Source organism: Ruminococcus albus 7 = DSM 20455, assembly GCF_000179635.2.
Taxonomy (GTDB): domain Bacteria; phylum Bacillota; class Clostridia; order Oscillospirales; family Ruminococcaceae; genus Hominimerdicola; species Hominimerdicola alba.
In genome coordinates this window covers 3,146,301-3,162,292 of record NC_014833.1, presented here as the reverse complement: position 1 = coordinate 3,162,292, position 15,992 = coordinate 3,146,301, and the positions used below count along the sequence as shown (strand labels likewise).

Below are 15,992 nucleotides of genomic sequence, written 5' to 3'. Positions count from 1 at the left end.
ATAAATAATATGTATGGAGGATATAAAAATGAAAAAGATACTTGCGATGACCGCAGCTCTTACAATTACTGCAATGGTATTCACTTCGTGCGGAAAAACGGAAGATAATACTGAGTCAAAGGCTGCGACCACAACTACCACCGCTGCTGAAACTACAGCACCTGAGGACACTACTGCAGATGAGACCACAGAGGATGAAACTACTGCTGAGGAGGATAAGGGCAGCGAAGTTGATAATTCCAACTGGAAGCCTCTTTCCGCTATCGCAGATTCTCTCGAGTGCTATGATAATGCATCTGTTAAATTTGCAGCAGACAGCGATATCAAGGGCATAGTATCCGCTTTCTATGAGGATTCGGAAGAAGCTAAGCCCGGCGATGCTGATTATACAGGTGATGAGGCTAAGATAAACTTCTCAATACAGGAAGTTGCAGGCGTGCCTATGCTGAAGTGCGACGAGGAGATCTATGATACCGAGGATACTCAGAACAACGGTCATAAGGTACTGAAGGTCAAGTTCGATATGAACAAGCTGTTTGCAGCACAGCCCGAGCTGATGGATGATATCTTCAATATCAAGATGGAGATAGTTACTATCGCACGTGAGCAGGCTATATATGATGATGGCCTTGGCCCTGTTACCGTAGGCTGGTTCGGCGGCGCTATGGGTACTAACAATGCAGGCGAATGGAACGGCAATATGGCTACTATCGAAATGGCTTCCGATGCAGGTGACGGCTGGTGCAACCAGTGGGCTCACAGCGTAGTTAATGCAAGGATAGGTATTAAAGAAAATGCTAAGTTCAACCACGCTAACGAAACCAACTTTACTACAGTTATGAGCTGGGTAACAAAGAGCGATATCGATATGTACATCGCTGACATCGTATTTGAGGACGAGAACGGTAACGTTATCGCACTCCCTGAGGGCGCTATCCCCGGAGGAGCTTCCTATGAGAAGGAAGAACTTGTTGATGCAGATTCCGACGGCATAATCGAGTATGCTGAGGACGGTACAGTTGTACTTGAAAAGTAATACAAACCATAAAGAAGGCACTTCCGTTTAATGGGAGTGCCTTTTGTTTTATGTGAACTCAGCTTTCATACATCCCTCTATCTCCAGTTCAAGGAGCTCGCCGCCGCTGATGTTTGCGGTGAAGGGCTGACCTGCTGTCTCGCCCTTTTCCTCGGTGTGATCTCTATGCTCGGTGCAGCTTATATCTTCTCCTGTGATGAGAGCATCCAGACTTCCTGTCAGCAGAGGCAACAGCCCGTATTCGGGATACTGTCCGCGGCTGCACAGGTATTCAATATCATCAAACTCCATGCGGCAGACTTCACTGTCAGATGTCATTTTCAATCCGGCGACGGTGTCGGGTGATATGAAACTGCACTCCCATACACCTTCTCCGCCCCGTCGCAGCTTTGCTGTGTATTCCCGTCCGAAGTATTCTATTACCGCGGTCTTGTCAAAGTTTTTATCGAGCGCGGCAGGCTTTGCGGCTGTCCTTTCAGCGCCGCAGCCTGTAAGTAGTATTGCCGCTATAGATGTACACAGTGCGGTCATCCCAATAATTGTCTTCATAACATACCTCCCGAAAAAAGCGGCTCTCCGGTGAAGAAGAGCCGCTTGTATAATTGGCAGATATCAATCCTCTCCGCCTTCCAGATGTTTCAGGAAGAACGGCAGATAAGCAACTATATCCCTTGCGAGTATACCGCGCTCAGAACGCTTTGCGCATAGTTCCTCTGCACATCTGCCCAGTACCATGCAGGCAAGTATGCAGTTGATAAGCGAGGAACGCTTGGTCTGAGCTGTAAGTGAAGCTATCAGACCTGCCAGCAGATCTCCGGAGCCGCCCTTGGACAGTGCAGTGTTGCCTGCAGTGACGATCTCTGTTCTGTCAGCACAGCATACGATAGTCTCAGAGGACTTGGACACCACCGTGACACCGTATTTCTTTGAGAAACCGTAGGAATATTTCAGTCTGTCTGTCAGTACTTCATCCTGTGAAACACCGCAGAGCCTTGCCAGTTCGCCCGGATGAGGAGTGAGTATCACCGTTGACTGTTTCTTCAACAGTACATCTATATTCGGTACAAGCGAATTTATTCCGTCAGCGTCAAGTATCACAGGTACAGGCGACTTCTCTATGAGCTCAGCTACCAGCTTTTGTGTCTCAGGCGTATTTCCAAGGCCGCAGCCGAGAAGCAGTGCCTTTGCATCTTTCAGGCTATCGAGTATGGAAGGTACGTTTTCTGAGGTCATGAAGCCGTTTTCGTCTGTCTTCATCTCGTTGAATATGCATTCATACAGATTAGCTGAAAGTGAATCTATCACTTTGCCGGGAGTGCATATCTCAACCAGACCAACACCCATTCTCATAGCGGCAGAAGCTGAAATGCCTGCAGCACCGATATACCTTTTGCTTCCGCATACGCATACCAGCTTGCCGAAGGTCCCCTTGTGCGCCCAAGGCTTGCGTGAGGTCAGGAATTTAGCGCCGAGCTGCTGGTTGTTCAGCATACAGGCCTTTGAGTATATCTCATTTGCCATTATAGGATCTCCCGTTGTTGCCGCAGCAGGGATGCCTATATCCTCGACCCTTATATATCCGCAGAAATACTTTGCAGGAGAAAGCAGCATACCAAGCTTCTTGGCGTGCATGGTAACGGTGATATCAGCCTGTACTGCAAGTACGCCTGCCTGACCGCTCCTTGCATCTACACCGGAGGGGATATCACAGGCTATGACACGTCTGGCATAGGTGTTGAGCTTTATGAACAGAGGCTGCAGATCTCTTTCGATCTCACCTGTGAAACCTGTACCGAAAATGGCATCGACTACCAGTGAAGCATCATCTATGGCAGCAGCCCATGGATGGGAGTTGTCGCCGTCGTAGAAAAGTACATCGATATCCTTGTTGAGTGAATCGTAAGCATTGATCGCCGCCGGTGTCGCAGGCTTGCCGCAGCATAGTACGATCTTGGTGCTTATGCCTGCCTTGTTAAGAAAATTAGCTGCTACAAGACCGTCGCCGCCGTTATTGCCTTTGCCTGCAAGTATAACTACTTCGGGTGTATCCGGCTGGTCTTCTCTGCGTGTCTCGCTGATAACGTGCGAAGCAAGCACTTTGCCGGCATTAGCCATAAGCTCAGAAGCGGGAAAACCCAGTTCTTCCGACCTTTTTTCACAGGCTTTCATCTGCTCAACTGTCAGTATCCTATCTTTAATCATATCCGTTCCTCCTTATCCTGCGGTCATGCCGCTTGATTTTTTATATAATGATAGTCATCCCTCTTTCGGGAAAGCTATCACAACTGCCGATGCATATTCCTTTGTATGAGTTATTGAAAGGGAGAAATCCAGTCCGCGGTCAGCAGCGATCTGTTCTGCACTGCCCGTAAGCTCAAGGTGCGGACAGCCCAGTTCATCCCTTACCACAGCCACTTCGTTAAGTTCAAAGCCCCTGACTCCCGTACCCAGGCTTTTGGAGAATGCCTCCTTGGCTGCCCATGAGCCTGCCATGCTCTCTGCAGGGTCGCGTAATTTTTTGAAGTATTCCTTTTCGGCTTCCGCATACACTCTGTTGATAAAGCTCTCTCTCTGACAGCTCCTGCGTATGCGTCCTACCTCCACCAGGTCAGTGCCTACTGTGAAAGCAGCCATTATTCAAAGTCCTCTGCGGGCTTGTCGGATACATTTACCTTGCTGCGGATGGTGCGGGGCAGGTGGGTCTTTATCACCCTGAGCATATCGTCATCAGGGGTGAATATCAGCCTTACATCCCCAAGATCAGCGTGCTTTATGTCCATATACCAGTCCTGCATCTCGCTGTTCATTGCAGAAGCCATTATTATTGTCCTGCTGCCGCTGTCACTGCCTTTGTATTCACCTATGTCGGTGGCATCGTTGACTTTCAGCGTTGCAAGATGCTTTCTGCTCCTTGCAGCTATGACCTTGTCTATATCCAGGTCACCGTTGGTGAATATGTATTCATATTCCAGGTTCAGGTTCTGTATAAGATGTACTCCGCCGTAAACTATCAATCCTGATATGAATAGTGCCATCGGAAAAAATCCCGAGAGCATTATGGTGAACATTATCACCGCGAATGACAGTGCTACACAGGCAAATGCTATGAGAAAGCGCATAGTGCTGTCCTTGCTTGTATTTTCTTTTCTGATTATCTGTTCCTTGAAACTGTCCATTGATACTTTCCTCCGTTGCGCAGATAAAGTTTGAATTTCTGTGATCTGCGGCTGATCTTTATTATACTTAATAATTATAGCACATTTTTTGCGTTAATGCAAGCTGATTTATGTGATATATGTATGGAAAAAAACGAAAGTTCTGTGACCTTACTTGAATACGGGGAGGTTTTGTGCTATAATATTCGCTGTGATATAAACAGACAGGGAGGCGTTGATGCTGACTATAGATTTCCACGTGCATTGTTTTGCACCTAAAATAGCCGAAAAAGCAATAACCCAGCTGAAAGACCGCGCTGACATAGAACCGCTGACGGACGGCTTTATAGAAACTACCGAGGCACGGCTGGATGAATGGGGCATAGATAGGGGAGTACTGCTGTCAGTGGCTACCCGCCCTTCGCAGGTGAAAGTGATAAACGACTGGTGTGCCGAAAATAACGGAGGCAGATTCATAAGCTTCGGTACTGTACACCCGGATACGGAGGATATCCCCGGAGAACTGGACAGGATAGTATCGCTGGGGCTTCGCGGTATCAAGCTTCACCCTGATTATCAGGGATTTATGGTCGATGAGGACAGAGTGGATCTTTTGTATGATGAGATAGAGCGCCGCGGTCTGCCTGTTGTGCTGCACGCCGGGTTCGATGTATTTTCGCCTTCAAAGATACACTGTCCGCCCGAGGCCGCTTTGCGTATGCTGAAAAAGCATCCTCACCTTAAGGTGATACTGGCACATCTCGGCGGAAATGACTGTCACCAGCAGGTGCATGAGATACTTGCGGGCGTTGACGGAGAGGTGTATTTTGATACAGCTTTCACAGGCAGATACCTTCCTGACAGTTTGATGGAGAAGATCATAAGGAAACACGGCGCTGACAGGATACTGTTTGCCAGCGATATCCCGTGGGACAGCCCTTTTGAGATAAAGAAAAAGATAATGCGGCTGCGTATTTCCGATGATGACAAGGAAAAGATATTTTCGGGTAACGCTGCGCGTCTGCTTGGAGGGATATGAGAAAGCAGACGACCGGCTTGAAAGGAAAGATCAGTATGTGTAAAAATTTCTGGAAAGTAATTATTGCAGTGTTGACAATGGCTGCTCTTGGCAGCTGCGGTCAGGTGGGCAAGGGCGATTCTTCTGAAACTGAGCCTATATTCACTTCGGGCGTATCCTACACAAAGCGTTCGGTGCATACTACCAAGACTGCTACCTTTGCTGTTGGTGATATTGATGCTGATGACGGCGATGCAGACGGTAATTATACTACCACCACTACCGTGACAGGTACGCTGGAGAATGATCAGCTGTTCAGTGATGATGTGGACGAAGATATCCGCGCAACACAGCGGACCGTGGCGAAGACCTACTATTCACTGCCGGAACATAACGGCACTACTGCACCTGCTGTGACCGTGAGTGCTGAAAAGACTACCACCACCGCGAACGGAACGATAGCCATAGAAGATCCTTCGGCACGTGCCACAAGGAGATCTTCTGCGGTCACAACCACATCTTTTGCGCCGGATAAGATGTTTGAGATGAAGCCTGATATGAGATATGATTCAGGCAGAAAATATACCGTTACCTCAGATACTACTTATTTGAACCTGAGATACGGACCGTCCAAGGATTATGACATAAAGACTACTATACCCGACGGATATTCGGTGCTCGGTATAGGAGAAACTGTAGGCCCTGACGGCAACGTATGGGTATATACCAGCTATAACGGAACTTTTGGCTGGGTAATGAGAGAACTGCTCGGCTATTGACAGACTGCCGCCCATAATATTGCGAAGCTTTGACAGTATAATTAAATAAAACATTTTTATACATGGAAAATTTGGCGTTAATGCGATTGACAAAATCCGCGGTATAGTGTATACTTATATAGTGCGTTATTATATGTGTCCGTGCTGTCTCTTGGCAGGGACATCGTCTAAATAAAATATCAGGTCAAATTATCAGGTAGGTGTTGCAAATAATGGAAGGAAAAGAGATAAGTATACAGGAAATACTGGGCATACTGCTCAGCCATATCAGAATGATAATCGTTGTTACGATACTTGCAGGTATCGTGGGATACAGCTATGCAAAGTTCGTACTGCCTCTCCAGTATACTGCCAGCATTAAGATATACGTAACAAACGGTAAGACCGGTGATCAGGATAATGATGATAATCTTATAAACGCTCAGGATCTTAATACTGCGAGAAGCCTTGCGACAACATATATCGTAATACTTGACGATCCGCTGCTGTATGAGTCTATCTCAGATAAGCTGCTTAAAGATTATGATGTAGACGATCTCAAGAACTACTTCACCATATCTGTCGATGAAAAGGGCAATGAGTATATACCCTACGGACAGATCAAAAGGCTTATAAATATATCTGCAGTAAATAATACTGAGGTGCTTCAGGTAACAGTTACCAGCCAGGTGCCTAAGTTCTCGGCAGATATATGTTCCTATATCTCAGAGCTTGCTCAGGAAGTCATCACACGTACCACCAAGGCAGGTTCGGTTGAAACGGTATCACCTCCTAAGGTGCCGACAACACCCAGCGGACCCAATATATCAAAATATCTGATGCTCGGTCTTATCGCAGGTCTTGCAGTGTCTGTAGGTTTCGCGCTGATCACCAGCTTCTTTGATAATACAGTTAAGAGCGGTGAGGATATAAAGGAACGTTTCGGCGTACCTGTCCTCGCAGAGATACCCGACATTTTCATGGACGAGAGGGGAGGAAACGGCAAGTATGGCAAATACTAAGAAGATCCCTGGCGGTAACAGGAACAGAAGAAGAACACTTATGGATAAGAATGTGGCTTTCCCTGTTACTGAGGCATACAAGAACCTTAGAACCAATATCTCCTTTGCTCTTTCTACCAAAAAGAATAAGATATTTGCTATATCCAGTGCACTGGCTTCTGAGGGTAAATCCACAGTAGCTGCAAATATCGCCATAACTCTCGCACAGAACAATAACCATGTACTGTTGATCGACGGTGACTTGAGAAAGCCTGTTCAGCACAGAGTATTCTCACTGACGAATGATCTTGGACTTTCTACGCTGATAAGCGGTACCAACACCTTTAAGGAGATAGTACACCACAATGTTATCGACAATCTCGATATAGTTACCTGCGGTCCTATCCCTCCCAACCCTTCAGAAATGCTGGGTTCGGATAATATGAAGCAGCTGTTGGATCAGCTTTCTGCTCACTATGATTACATCATCATTGATACCCCCCCTATAAATATCGTTACCGACTGTCTTACACTTCTGGATTCGATAGCAGGCGTACTGCTTATTGCAAAGTTCGCGCAGTCAACTTACGATGCTCTTCAGGAGGCTATCGAAGCGATAAAGATGGCGGATGGTTCGCTGCTTGGTGTAGTTGTTAACAATGTTTCTGTTATGAGCGGAAAATACGGCGGAAAGTACGGCTATAGGTACAGGTATGGCTATAGATACGGCTACGGCTATGGCTACGGTTACAGCTATTCCAGAAAACCCTCTGATGAAGGGGAAAACGACGAATAAAATAAATAGCAGCCCGCAGCGGCTGCTTTTTTATTACTATACACTTGGGAGGTCATTATGTTTGAAACTGACAGAAGAATATACTGTTCGCAGATAGGTGAGGGCGGACAGGTGCGCAACAGCGGTCTTGTAGATATCCTTCAGGATACATCTGACAGGCACCTTATGGAACACCCTGTACTGGCACCTTTTTTCAGGGAAACAGGCAGCGTGATGTTCCTTACACATCGTCAGGTGGATATCATAAGACGTCCTCAGTACGGTGAGCATATACGTACAAAGACATGGACGTATGAACTCAACAGAATGTATGGCTCCAGAAACACTTTGGTACTTGGCGAAAAAGGCGATGTATGCATACGTTCGATAGCAGGCGGCGCGTTCATGGATATGAGTACAGGCAGACCCATAAGGGTGTCTGCTGATCTCATAGCACAGGTCAGGAGCTATGAAAAGCTGGAAATGGAGTATCTTCCGCGCAAGATAGCGATACCTGATGAAGACCCGTCAATAGTATGTCAGGTGCCGATAAGACGAAGCGATATAGATATGAATGAGCACGTCAACAATGCAAGATATTTTGATATCACTGATGAGCTATATAACGAGTGCCACAAAGCTAAACGTCTTCGTGCAGAATATAAATTCCCGATAAAGCATGGTGACAGGGTATTTGCCTACAGATATGATACGGAAGATGGTTGTATAATATCCCTTAAAGATGAACATGGGAAAGTGTATTGTACAGTGTCCTATAGCATATAGGACCGTAAATCGGAGAATACCATTAGCGTGGGTATGGTATCCTACGCTTCTTTTGTGCAGCTGTCTGCAGGTATTTTCAGAAAATTCAGTCGAAATATTCATATTATAATTTTATACTGATGTAGTGATATTATTATTTTGGGGGGCTTTTTACGGAAGCAGCAGAAGTTATTTTACGACAGATAGTCATTATGTTCATTATACTCATCATCGGACTTGGGTGCAGTATGAAAGGGCTTATCACCAAGGAGGGCAATAAGCAGCTCTCAAAGGTCGCTCTTTATATCGTCAATCCCATGCTGATATTCATGTCATACCAGGACTGCGAGTACAGCAGCACACTGCTGAAAGGTCTGCTGTGGTCATTCTTATTGTCGGGAATTTCCTTTGGTGTGATGATATTGCTTTCAACGCTGATAATAAGCCAAAAGCGCCCCGAACATTCGCTGGAGCGCTTCTCGGTGGTGTATTCAAACTGCGGATTCATCGGAATGCCGCTGATACGCGGCATTTACGGCACCGAGGGCGTGCTTTACCTCACAGCGTACATCACCCTTTTCAATATCCTCGTGTGGACACACGGCTACATGACCATGAAAGAGAGCCGCGACTTCAAGTCCTTTGTCAAGGCGGCATCCTCACCGTCGGTAATTGCCGTTTTTATCGGACTTGTCTTCTACCTCGCTCAGATACGTCTGCCCGATGTACTTCATACCTCTCTGCAGTATGTTTCTGATATGAATACTCCGCTGGCTATGCTGATAGCAGGTTCAGCAACCGCACAGACAAATATCATTAAAGCCCTGAAAAATAAAGCGCTTTATATGGTGTCTGTCTATAAGCTCCTGGCTCTGCCGCTGGTAGCGTTTTTGCTGGTGCATTTCCTGCCTGCTCCCCACATGGTGAAAATGGTGGTGCTGATAGCATCCGCCTGCCCCGTTGCAACAACAGGCACCATGTTCGCCATACAGTTCGATAAGAATCCCGAACGCTGCTCGGAATTCTTCGCAGTGACAACTCTGCTCAGCGGTATCACCCTGCCGATAGTTACAATGCTGGGCGAAATGCTCTGAGCATACCACATAAATACAACGCTCATTAGGGCGATGTTCATATAGAATATTTATGAGTTTGAGGGAAACCCTTTCTCAAAAGGGTTTCCCTCAATAATGATCACAAACGTTCTATATAAGTATCCGCCCTAATGAGCGTTGGTTTTTATTTGCTGATGCTGTTTTCGATGGCTTCGGCACGCATGAGTGCGGTATCTATGTGGTCGCAGAAATTCTCCTTGCCCACGTGTTCGATGAAGCCAGCCTTTTCCATGGCGTGCATTGGCTGTTCGTTGACGTGTGAGAATATTACCTTCACGTCGTTCTTTTCGCAGCGCTTGACGATACCCATAAGTGCTTCGACACCGGCGGCATCAATTGCGGGCACGTTTCTCATACGTATGCAGAGAACGTCGATATTTTCATCCGACAGCATATAGCTGTACTTATCGGCAGCCGCAAAGAACATAGGTCCGTTTATCTCGAATACTCTGGTATTCTTTGGTATCTTTTTCAGGAGTATATTATCGGGGTCGGTGTCCTCATCGTCAACATCTACCCATGCATGAGCCTCGGTAACATCAGCCATACGCTTCATGAACAGCAGTGAAGCCATTACCATGCCTACGCCTATGGCTACTACGAGGTCGAATACAACGGTGAATATCAGTGTTACGAAAAGTACGGCGATATCACTCTTGGGTGCGGTTTTAATGGTGTTGCGGATATTTCGCCAGCCGCACATATTGTATGCTACCACAAAGAGTATAGCCGCAATGGTGGGCATTGGTATCAGCGATGCCTTATCCATCAGCAGGCAGAGTATTATAAGTACTACGACAGAATGTACCATACCTGCGATCGGAGTTCTGCCGCCGTTCTTGACATTGGCTGCGGTACGTGCGATAGCGCCTGTTGCAGGTATACCGCCGAACAGCGCCGAGCCGATATTTGCAGCACCCTGTGCGATAAGCTCCATATTGGAGCGGTGCTTTGAACCTATCATACCATCAGCAACAACGCATGAAAGCAGTGATTCAACAGCCGCGAGTATTGCTATGGTGAAAGCGTTGGGCAGAAGTGCCCTTACTCTTGCAAATGTGAAGTGAGGTACTGTAAAGGGAGGAAGATCCTTTGAAACTTTGTACAGGCTTCCTATGGTGTTTACCTTCATATCCAGCACGCCTACCATAACAGAACCGACTATTACAGCTATTAGCGAAGCAGGTATCTTCTCCAGCTTTTTAGGCCAGAAGATGAGTATTGCCAGTGATACAGCGCCCACAAGAAGTGCCTGCGGGTTAAGGCTGCCGAAGCAGAGAACTATCTCCTTTACCTTGTCAACGGTCTCAACAGGGGAGTTTTTGAAGGTCAGTCCGAAGAAATCCTTGATCTGACCGATAAGAATGGTCACGGCTATACCAAAGGTGAAGCCGCTGGTTATAGTGCCGGGGATATACTTTATCAGCGCACCAAAGCGGCATAAGCCCATGACGATCATTATAGCACCTGCCATAATGGTGGATATCACAAGACCGTCCATACCCTCTGTGGCAACGATGCCTGCAACGATGGTGGCAAATGCGGCGGTAGGACCCGCTATCTGCACGCGGCTGCCTCCCAGAAATGCAACTATGAATCCTGCAACGATGGCGGTATACAAACCCTGTTCAGGACCTACACCCGATGCCAGCGCCAGCGCGATGGAAAGCGGCAGTGCGATAATAGCGACTATCACACCTGCTGTGACATCATTTACCAACTGACCCTTTGAATAGTTTTTCATTACCGAGAAAAGCTTTGGTTTCAGCTTGCTTTCGGTAGGCTTTTTTCTGACCTGCTCCAAATTATTTCATCTCCATAATATTTTTTCTGATTATCCCGTTTACACACCAATTAATTTGGTGTAATATCACAACTAGAAATGCTCGGCGGTTATCCTTTCCCCGCCGCAGGCGGAGAAAGGATAATATCAACATGATGATTCATTGTTATATAGCACTTTGTAATGATGTGTTAAAGGGATAACCATAATATTTTTTGCCGAAAACGGCACAGCTTATACATTATACTACTATATATCGCGGATTTCAATGAATTTTTTATGACCTGGATATTTTTGTAGCTTTGTTTATATTTCATAGGATTTAATACGGATTTGTGTGCATTTTATAAAATTCATCTCTTGGGGAGATTTGCATACAAAAACAGCGGGCAGGTCACTTGTTGCTGTGACCGCCCGCCGTAACAGTATATCCTATGATGTTTACCGCGGCATCAGCCGTGGTTTTTCTTCTTCAATAGCACGATAATGATCCCGCCTGCAGCTAATACTACGATTGCTGTCAGTATGATAAATCCCGTCTTTGCTTCCGAAGTCCAGTGTTCATTACCCGGTACTGTGACCATATAGGAGTATTTTCCCTTGCGCAGTTCCTTATCCACGGTGTCTGCGATGACCTTGTGTCCCTCTGCATTCGGGTGGATATCGTAGTCTGCTATGTTAGTCAGCTGAGAATTCCTGCCCTCGAACTGGTTGCCTACGTCGATGACATTGTAGTGATGTACACCGTCCTTTTCAGCACCGTCCTTAACTATCTTGTTGAAGTTATCTATCTTTCCTTCAGCATACTCTACAAGCATTTTCCAGTCTTTGAAGTACTCCACGGGGTTGTACAGTGTCTGTATGTATATCTCACCGTCAGTACGCGCACGAAGCTTTTCTTCGATTATCGGAAGATTGCTTTCAAAGCCTTTCAGCGCATCGTCTATCTCTTCACTCATGGAAGTCAGCTTTGATATAGCATCCTTGATATTGACTCTGTCAAAATCAAAATCTCCTGTGGTCTCATCCCAGCCGAGAGTTTCTGCCGCTGAGAATATTATATGGAGAACATCATTTCCGCCTATGGATACTACAACAGCATTACTGCCGCGCAGATCGTCATCTACAGCGCCGCTGTCCAGCAGATCAATGAGATCCTGGGAGGTATCACCCGATACTGCATCATTCTTCATTATGTATCCGCAGTCTTCATCTGCCATTAAAGCCGCATACTCCTTGCTGAGGATATTAGCGTATGAATCACATTTGTAAAGGTCTGATTTATCGTAGCCCTCCAGACCGTAGCCCGCAGCTATGGAATCACCAAGAAATACCAGCTTTGGCGGTACAGGTACGCTTTTAGCTTCTTCGACCATATCATGTGTCTTCAGGCTGCATGAGCATAAGCTGAAGGCTGCAGCACAGGCTGCTGCAAAAGCTGTCAGCCTTTTTATCATAGGGATGCACCTCCTTTTATTTGCCTTTTGTTATCGCCGTTCTTATTGCACGAAGTTCATCGGGCTTCAGTTCGCGGTACTCGCCGGGCTTCAGCATACCAAGTCTTAACGGACCTATAGCGGTACGTTTCAGCCTTGCGACTTCAAGTCCCACAGCTTCGCACATTTTTCTTATCTGTCTGTTCCTGCCCTCGTGGATCGTCATTTGCAGCACGACTCTGCCGGGCTGTTTATCAAGCACCGTTACTGAACATTCCGAGGTCATCCTGCCGTCTATCTCAACGCCCGAAGCCAGTTTTACCAGCTGTTCATCATTGATATCGGGGCGCACTGTGACGCGGTAGGTCTTGTTTACGTGCTTTGAGGGGTGCATTATATCGTTTGCGAAAGCACCGTCATTTGTCAGCAGCAGCAGACCTTCGGAATTCTTATCAAGTCTTCCCACGGGATATACTCTTTCCGGCAGACCTGTCAGCAGATCGGTAACGCACTTTCTGTCAAGTTCGTCATTCATTGTTGTAACGTAGCCGCGGGGCTTGTGAAGCATTATGTAGTATAGAGTACGCTTTCTGGGCTGATCTATCTTTATGCCGTCCACAACTATCAGGTCTTTGCCGGGGAGCGCCTTGTCGCCCAGCGTACATGGTCTGCCGTTGACAGTTACCTTGCCAGCCGCTATGAACTCTTCTGCTTTTCTGCGTGAACAGAATCCGCTTTCGGATATTATTTTCTGTATTCTTACCTTCTCCATATTTTTACTCCTTAAAAACTATTATCTGAAAAAATATCACGCTCTTACAGAGCCCATATCTTCTCGTATTCTTCTATCTCCTGCAAAGCTTCATCCGAAGCTCCTAGTGCTTTCAGCTCATCGTTTGAGAGTTTGCCGTCACTCACGAGCTTTTTCGTTATCTCAAAGGGCAGGTCTTTGCCGTAGTAGTCCTTTGCCCACTGACAGAATTCTTCCGCATCGTCCGTGAGATAACCCATCAGCCAGTCTTTTCCGCCGTCGGTGTTTTCAGCAGGATTTTCCACCCATGTTTCACCGCCATCTGTCGTCCACAGGCAGAAAGTGGTCTCATCAAGTTCGTCCTGTTCAAAAAGCCTTATCAGTACACTGGGCATACCCCTGAAAGTTTTCTCAAAGAAACCGAAGTTAGGTATAGCCGCGGCAAGCTGATTAAGTTCGCTTTCGTGGTCGAAGCCCTTTATAACGATGCTGCTGCCTTTTATATATATCCACATACGGTCTCCGCCGCCGTTATCGAATATATGCCAGATAAGGTCGCCCTCACGTCCAGCGGACATCAGCCTCAGCCATTCATCGGAGGTAAGTGCCATATCCAGTATAGTCAGCGAACGAAGTCTGAGTTTCAGTTGTTCTGCTGTGATGTTTTCCATATTTTTCTCCATAAAAACTCGGTCATTCATCGGTTTTAGTTATCTTCCGTACTTTTTACAGCCCTGTAAACTGTCTGATATTTCTTAAAATTACAATAAAGACGCCATTACTCGTCTTGGGCGCACTGATATTTTCAGCCGCTGTGATTTCCCGCCTACCTAACTCTCTGCCGTCAAGATAATATACTATCTCCCCGACCTTATCGCCATTATTTACGGGGGCATAGATGAAATCAGGCAGATATACCCTACTTTCGGAACGCGATGCACCATCACGGGTCATGGTTATCACCATATCGGGAACTTTGCAAAGCACCTGCCTGCCGTCGGCGGTCATAAGGCGGATATCATGCTGCTTCGGGCTTAGCTTCACCTGTTCCACATGAGAGAACCCATAGTCGAAAAGTGCCATATGGTCTTTCCAGTCATCGGGATCATTAAGGGTAACGCAGATAAGTTCACAGCCCTCACGCATACACGATGATACCAGACATCTCCGTGCTTTGTCGGTGAAGCCTGTTTTTATCCCCGTGATGCCATGGTTTTTCAGCAGCTTGTTGGTGTTTATCAGCCATCTTTCATAAGGCGGACATCCGAATTCAAGCTTCACCCGCTGAAGTCCGCAGATATCGCGAAAATCCTGATTCTCCATAGCCTCCGCGGCTAATACCGCCATATCTCTGGCGGTGGAATAGTGGTCGTCGGTGTAGTCGTCCAGACCTGAGGGCGTGACAAAATGGGTGCTTTCAAGACCCAGCTTTTCAGCCCTTTCGTTCATCATCCCAACAAAATTTTCAATACTTCCTGCTACACGGACAGCCGCCGCATTGGCTGCATCGTTGCCGCTGGGCAGCAGCATACCGCAGGCAAGGTCGCGCAGGGATACTTCATCGCCCTCACGCAGCCCCATGGAACTTCCTTCGGTATTTACAGCTTCGCTGTCCACCGTGAATCTCTCATCAAGATCTTCCTGTTCAAGCACTATCAGCGCCGACATTATCTTGGTGGTGGATGCCATTGGCAGAGGTTCGTCTGCGTTCTTTTCAAAAAGAACTTCCCCCGTACTGCCGTTGTATACGATCGCAGCTTTCGCAGATATCTGCAGTTTGCTTTCTGCCTTCGCATTTATGGTATTCAGCGTGAATATCATAAGCAATACAAGTACCGCCGCACCTGCACAGAATCTCAGCCTGTCATGCCTCATATCATCACTCTCCCGAATTTATCTCTCGGAAGTAGTATATCCGCGGCATAACGAAAAATTATCGGAAAAATTTGTCGTTTATTATAATATCATTCCTCAAAATCAGCGTAATCGTCAGCTATCTCGTCAGCAGCCTTCTTTCCGCCCTTTTTGCCGTCAATGAAAGAGGTTATTTTGTCTATTACAGTGGGTACCATATCAACGATAGCGTTGCCCTGAGGCGAATTGGAGGTTATCTGCAAAAGCTTGACCTCACCTTTGTATATTGCGATGAAAGCCACGGGAGTTATGGTAACTCCGCCGCCCGAACCGCCGCCGAAGGTATCCTTTGTGGATTTTGTAGGCAGATCCGAACCGCCCGATGCAAAGCCTACGCTTACCTTGGATACAGGTATTATAGTAGTACCGTCACCTGTAACTATGGGCTTTCCGACGATTGCTTCGCCGTCAGCCAGTTCCTTTACCTTGGACATGGCAGTATTTACCAGTGCTTCTATCTTAGTGCTCTCGTTCATATTAAACAA

At 46.7% G+C, this 15,992-nt stretch carries 17 protein-coding genes; 7 read left to right on the top strand and 10 right to left on the bottom strand.

What is annotated here, in order from left to right; all coding sequences use genetic code 11:
• Positions 1-28 precede the first annotated feature (28 nt).
• Positions 29-1,036, top strand: coding sequence for a hypothetical protein (locus RUMAL_RS14285; protein WP_013499394.1), 1,008 nt, complete (start codon positions 29-31; stop codon positions 1,034-1,036).
• Positions 1,037-1,084: 48 nt separating this feature from the next.
• Here RUMAL_RS14285 and RUMAL_RS14280 read toward each other — a convergent pair whose 3' ends face one another.
• The 4 genes from RUMAL_RS14280 to RUMAL_RS14265 form a co-directional block, all read right to left on the bottom strand.
• Positions 1,085-1,585 (bottom strand): hypothetical protein, encoded by a 501-nt coding sequence (locus RUMAL_RS14280; protein WP_013499393.1) that lies wholly within the window; start codon positions 1,583-1,585, stop codon positions 1,085-1,087.
• Positions 1,586-1,648: 63 nt separating this feature from the next.
• On the bottom strand, positions 1,649-3,238 hold the full coding sequence (locus tag RUMAL_RS14275; RefSeq protein ID WP_013499392.1) for a bifunctional ADP-dependent NAD(P)H-hydrate dehydratase/NAD(P)H-hydrate epimerase: 1,590 nt from the start codon (positions 3,236-3,238) through the stop codon (positions 1,649-1,651).
• Positions 3,239-3,292: 54 nt separating this feature from the next.
• Entirely contained in the window at positions 3,293-3,670 is a 378-nt protein-coding gene (acpS, locus tag RUMAL_RS14270) for a holo-ACP synthase (protein WP_013499391.1), read from the bottom strand.
• Positions 3,670-4,212: a DUF6106 family protein gene (locus RUMAL_RS14265; RefSeq protein ID WP_013499390.1), complete on the bottom strand. Its 543-nt coding sequence runs from the start codon at positions 4,210-4,212 to the stop codon at positions 3,670-3,672. The genes acpS and RUMAL_RS14265 overlap by 1 nt, the downstream gene beginning before the upstream one ends.
• Before the next feature lie 217 nt (positions 4,213-4,429).
• Between RUMAL_RS14265 and RUMAL_RS14260 the strand changes: the two genes are divergently transcribed.
• The 6 genes from RUMAL_RS14260 (at position 4,430) to RUMAL_RS14235 (ending at position 9,602) form a co-directional block, all read left to right on the top strand.
• Entirely contained in the window at positions 4,430-5,230 is an 801-nt protein-coding gene (locus RUMAL_RS14260) for an amidohydrolase family protein (protein WP_013499389.1), read from the top strand.
• Entirely contained in the window at positions 5,227-5,988 is a 762-nt protein-coding gene (locus RUMAL_RS14255) for an SH3 domain-containing protein (RefSeq protein ID WP_242837707.1), read from the top strand. Before RUMAL_RS14260 ends, RUMAL_RS14255 begins: the two co-directional genes overlap by 4 nt.
• Positions 5,989-6,200: 212 nt before the next feature.
• Positions 6,201-6,989: a YveK family protein gene (locus RUMAL_RS14250; RefSeq protein ID WP_013499387.1), complete on the top strand. Its 789-nt coding sequence runs from the start codon at positions 6,201-6,203 to the stop codon at positions 6,987-6,989.
• On the top strand, positions 6,976-7,764 hold the full coding sequence (locus RUMAL_RS14245) for a CpsD/CapB family tyrosine-protein kinase (protein WP_013499386.1): 789 nt from the start codon (positions 6,976-6,978) through the stop codon (positions 7,762-7,764). Before RUMAL_RS14250 ends, RUMAL_RS14245 begins: the two co-directional genes overlap by 14 nt.
• 57 nt (positions 7,765-7,821) lie before the next feature.
• Positions 7,822-8,529 (top strand): acyl-[acyl-carrier-protein] thioesterase, encoded by a 708-nt coding sequence (locus RUMAL_RS14240; RefSeq protein ID WP_013499385.1) that lies wholly within the window; start codon positions 7,822-7,824, stop codon positions 8,527-8,529.
• 170 nt (positions 8,530-8,699) lie between these two features.
• Positions 8,700-9,602, top strand: a complete 903-nt coding sequence (locus RUMAL_RS14235; RefSeq protein WP_028504221.1) for an AEC family transporter — start codon at positions 8,700-8,702, stop codon at positions 9,600-9,602.
• A 145-nt stretch (positions 9,603-9,747) separates the two neighbouring features.
• On the opposite strand, the gene RUMAL_RS14230 is transcribed toward RUMAL_RS14235, so the two are convergent.
• The 6 genes from RUMAL_RS14230 to RUMAL_RS14205 form a co-directional block, all read right to left on the bottom strand.
• Entirely contained in the window at positions 9,748-11,367 is a 1,620-nt protein-coding gene (locus RUMAL_RS14230) for a SulP family inorganic anion transporter (protein WP_050793318.1), read from the bottom strand.
• Between the two features lie 491 nt (positions 11,368-11,858).
• Positions 11,859-12,863 carry an SGNH/GDSL hydrolase family protein gene (locus tag RUMAL_RS14225; RefSeq protein WP_013499382.1) on the bottom strand — a complete coding sequence of 335 codons (1,005 nt, stop codon included), beginning with the start codon at positions 12,861-12,863 and terminating at the stop codon, positions 11,859-11,861.
• A 16-nt stretch (positions 12,864-12,879) separates the two neighbouring features.
• Positions 12,880-13,614, bottom strand: coding sequence for a pseudouridine synthase (locus RUMAL_RS14220; RefSeq protein WP_013499381.1), 735 nt, complete (start codon positions 13,612-13,614; stop codon positions 12,880-12,882).
• A 44-nt stretch (positions 13,615-13,658) separates the two neighbouring features.
• Positions 13,659-14,264, bottom strand: coding sequence for a hypothetical protein (locus tag RUMAL_RS14215; RefSeq protein WP_013499380.1), 606 nt, complete (start codon positions 14,262-14,264; stop codon positions 13,659-13,661).
• Between the two features lie 55 nt (positions 14,265-14,319).
• Positions 14,320-15,468, bottom strand: coding sequence for a D-alanyl-D-alanine carboxypeptidase family protein (locus RUMAL_RS14210; protein ID WP_013499379.1), 1,149 nt, complete (start codon positions 15,466-15,468; stop codon positions 14,320-14,322).
• An 89-nt stretch (positions 15,469-15,557) separates the two neighbouring features.
• Positions 15,558-15,983 (bottom strand): GerW family sporulation protein, encoded by a 426-nt coding sequence (locus RUMAL_RS14205; protein WP_013499378.1) that lies wholly within the window; start codon positions 15,981-15,983, stop codon positions 15,558-15,560.
• Positions 15,984-15,992 lie beyond the last annotated feature (9 nt).

Coding starts and splice junctions, on each gene's coding strand:
- RUMAL_RS14220 (WP_013499381.1), bottom strand. CDS start 13,614: ATGGAGAAGGTAAGAATACAGAAAATAATATCCGAAAGCGGATTCTGT.
- RUMAL_RS14245 (WP_013499386.1), top strand. CDS start 6,976: ATGGCAAATACTAAGAAGATCCCTGGCGGTAACAGGAACAGAAGAAGA.
- RUMAL_RS14230 (WP_050793318.1), bottom strand. CDS start 11,367: ATGAAAAACTATTCAAAGGGTCAGTTGGTAAATGATGTCACAGCAGGT.
- RUMAL_RS14205 (WP_013499378.1), bottom strand. CDS start 15,983: ATGAACGAGAGCACTAAGATAGAAGCACTGGTAAATACTGCCATGTCC.
- RUMAL_RS14225 (WP_013499382.1), bottom strand. CDS start 12,863: ATGATAAAAAGGCTGACAGCTTTTGCAGCAGCCTGTGCTGCAGCCTTC.
- RUMAL_RS14260 (WP_013499389.1), top strand. CDS start 4,430: ATGCTGACTATAGATTTCCACGTGCATTGTTTTGCACCTAAAATAGCC.
- RUMAL_RS14240 (WP_013499385.1), top strand. CDS start 7,822: ATGTTTGAAACTGACAGAAGAATATACTGTTCGCAGATAGGTGAGGGC.
- RUMAL_RS14280 (WP_013499393.1), bottom strand. CDS start 1,585: ATGAAGACAATTATTGGGATGACCGCACTGTGTACATCTATAGCGGCA.
- RUMAL_RS14255 (WP_242837707.1), top strand. CDS start 5,227: ATGAGAAAGCAGACGACCGGCTTGAAAGGAAAGATCAGTATGTGTAAA.
- RUMAL_RS14250 (WP_013499387.1), top strand. CDS start 6,201: ATGGAAGGAAAAGAGATAAGTATACAGGAAATACTGGGCATACTGCTC.
- RUMAL_RS14285 (WP_013499394.1), top strand. CDS start 29: ATGAAAAAGATACTTGCGATGACCGCAGCTCTTACAATTACTGCAATG.
- RUMAL_RS14215 (WP_013499380.1), bottom strand. CDS start 14,264: ATGGAAAACATCACAGCAGAACAACTGAAACTCAGACTTCGTTCGCTG.
- RUMAL_RS14210 (WP_013499379.1), bottom strand. CDS start 15,468: ATGAGGCATGACAGGCTGAGATTCTGTGCAGGTGCGGCGGTACTTGTA.
- RUMAL_RS14265 (WP_013499390.1), bottom strand. CDS start 4,212: ATGGACAGTTTCAAGGAACAGATAATCAGAAAAGAAAATACAAGCAAG.
- acpS (WP_013499391.1), bottom strand. CDS start 3,670: ATGGCTGCTTTCACAGTAGGCACTGACCTGGTGGAGGTAGGACGCATA.
- RUMAL_RS14275 (WP_013499392.1), bottom strand. CDS start 3,238: ATGATTAAAGATAGGATACTGACAGTTGAGCAGATGAAAGCCTGTGAA.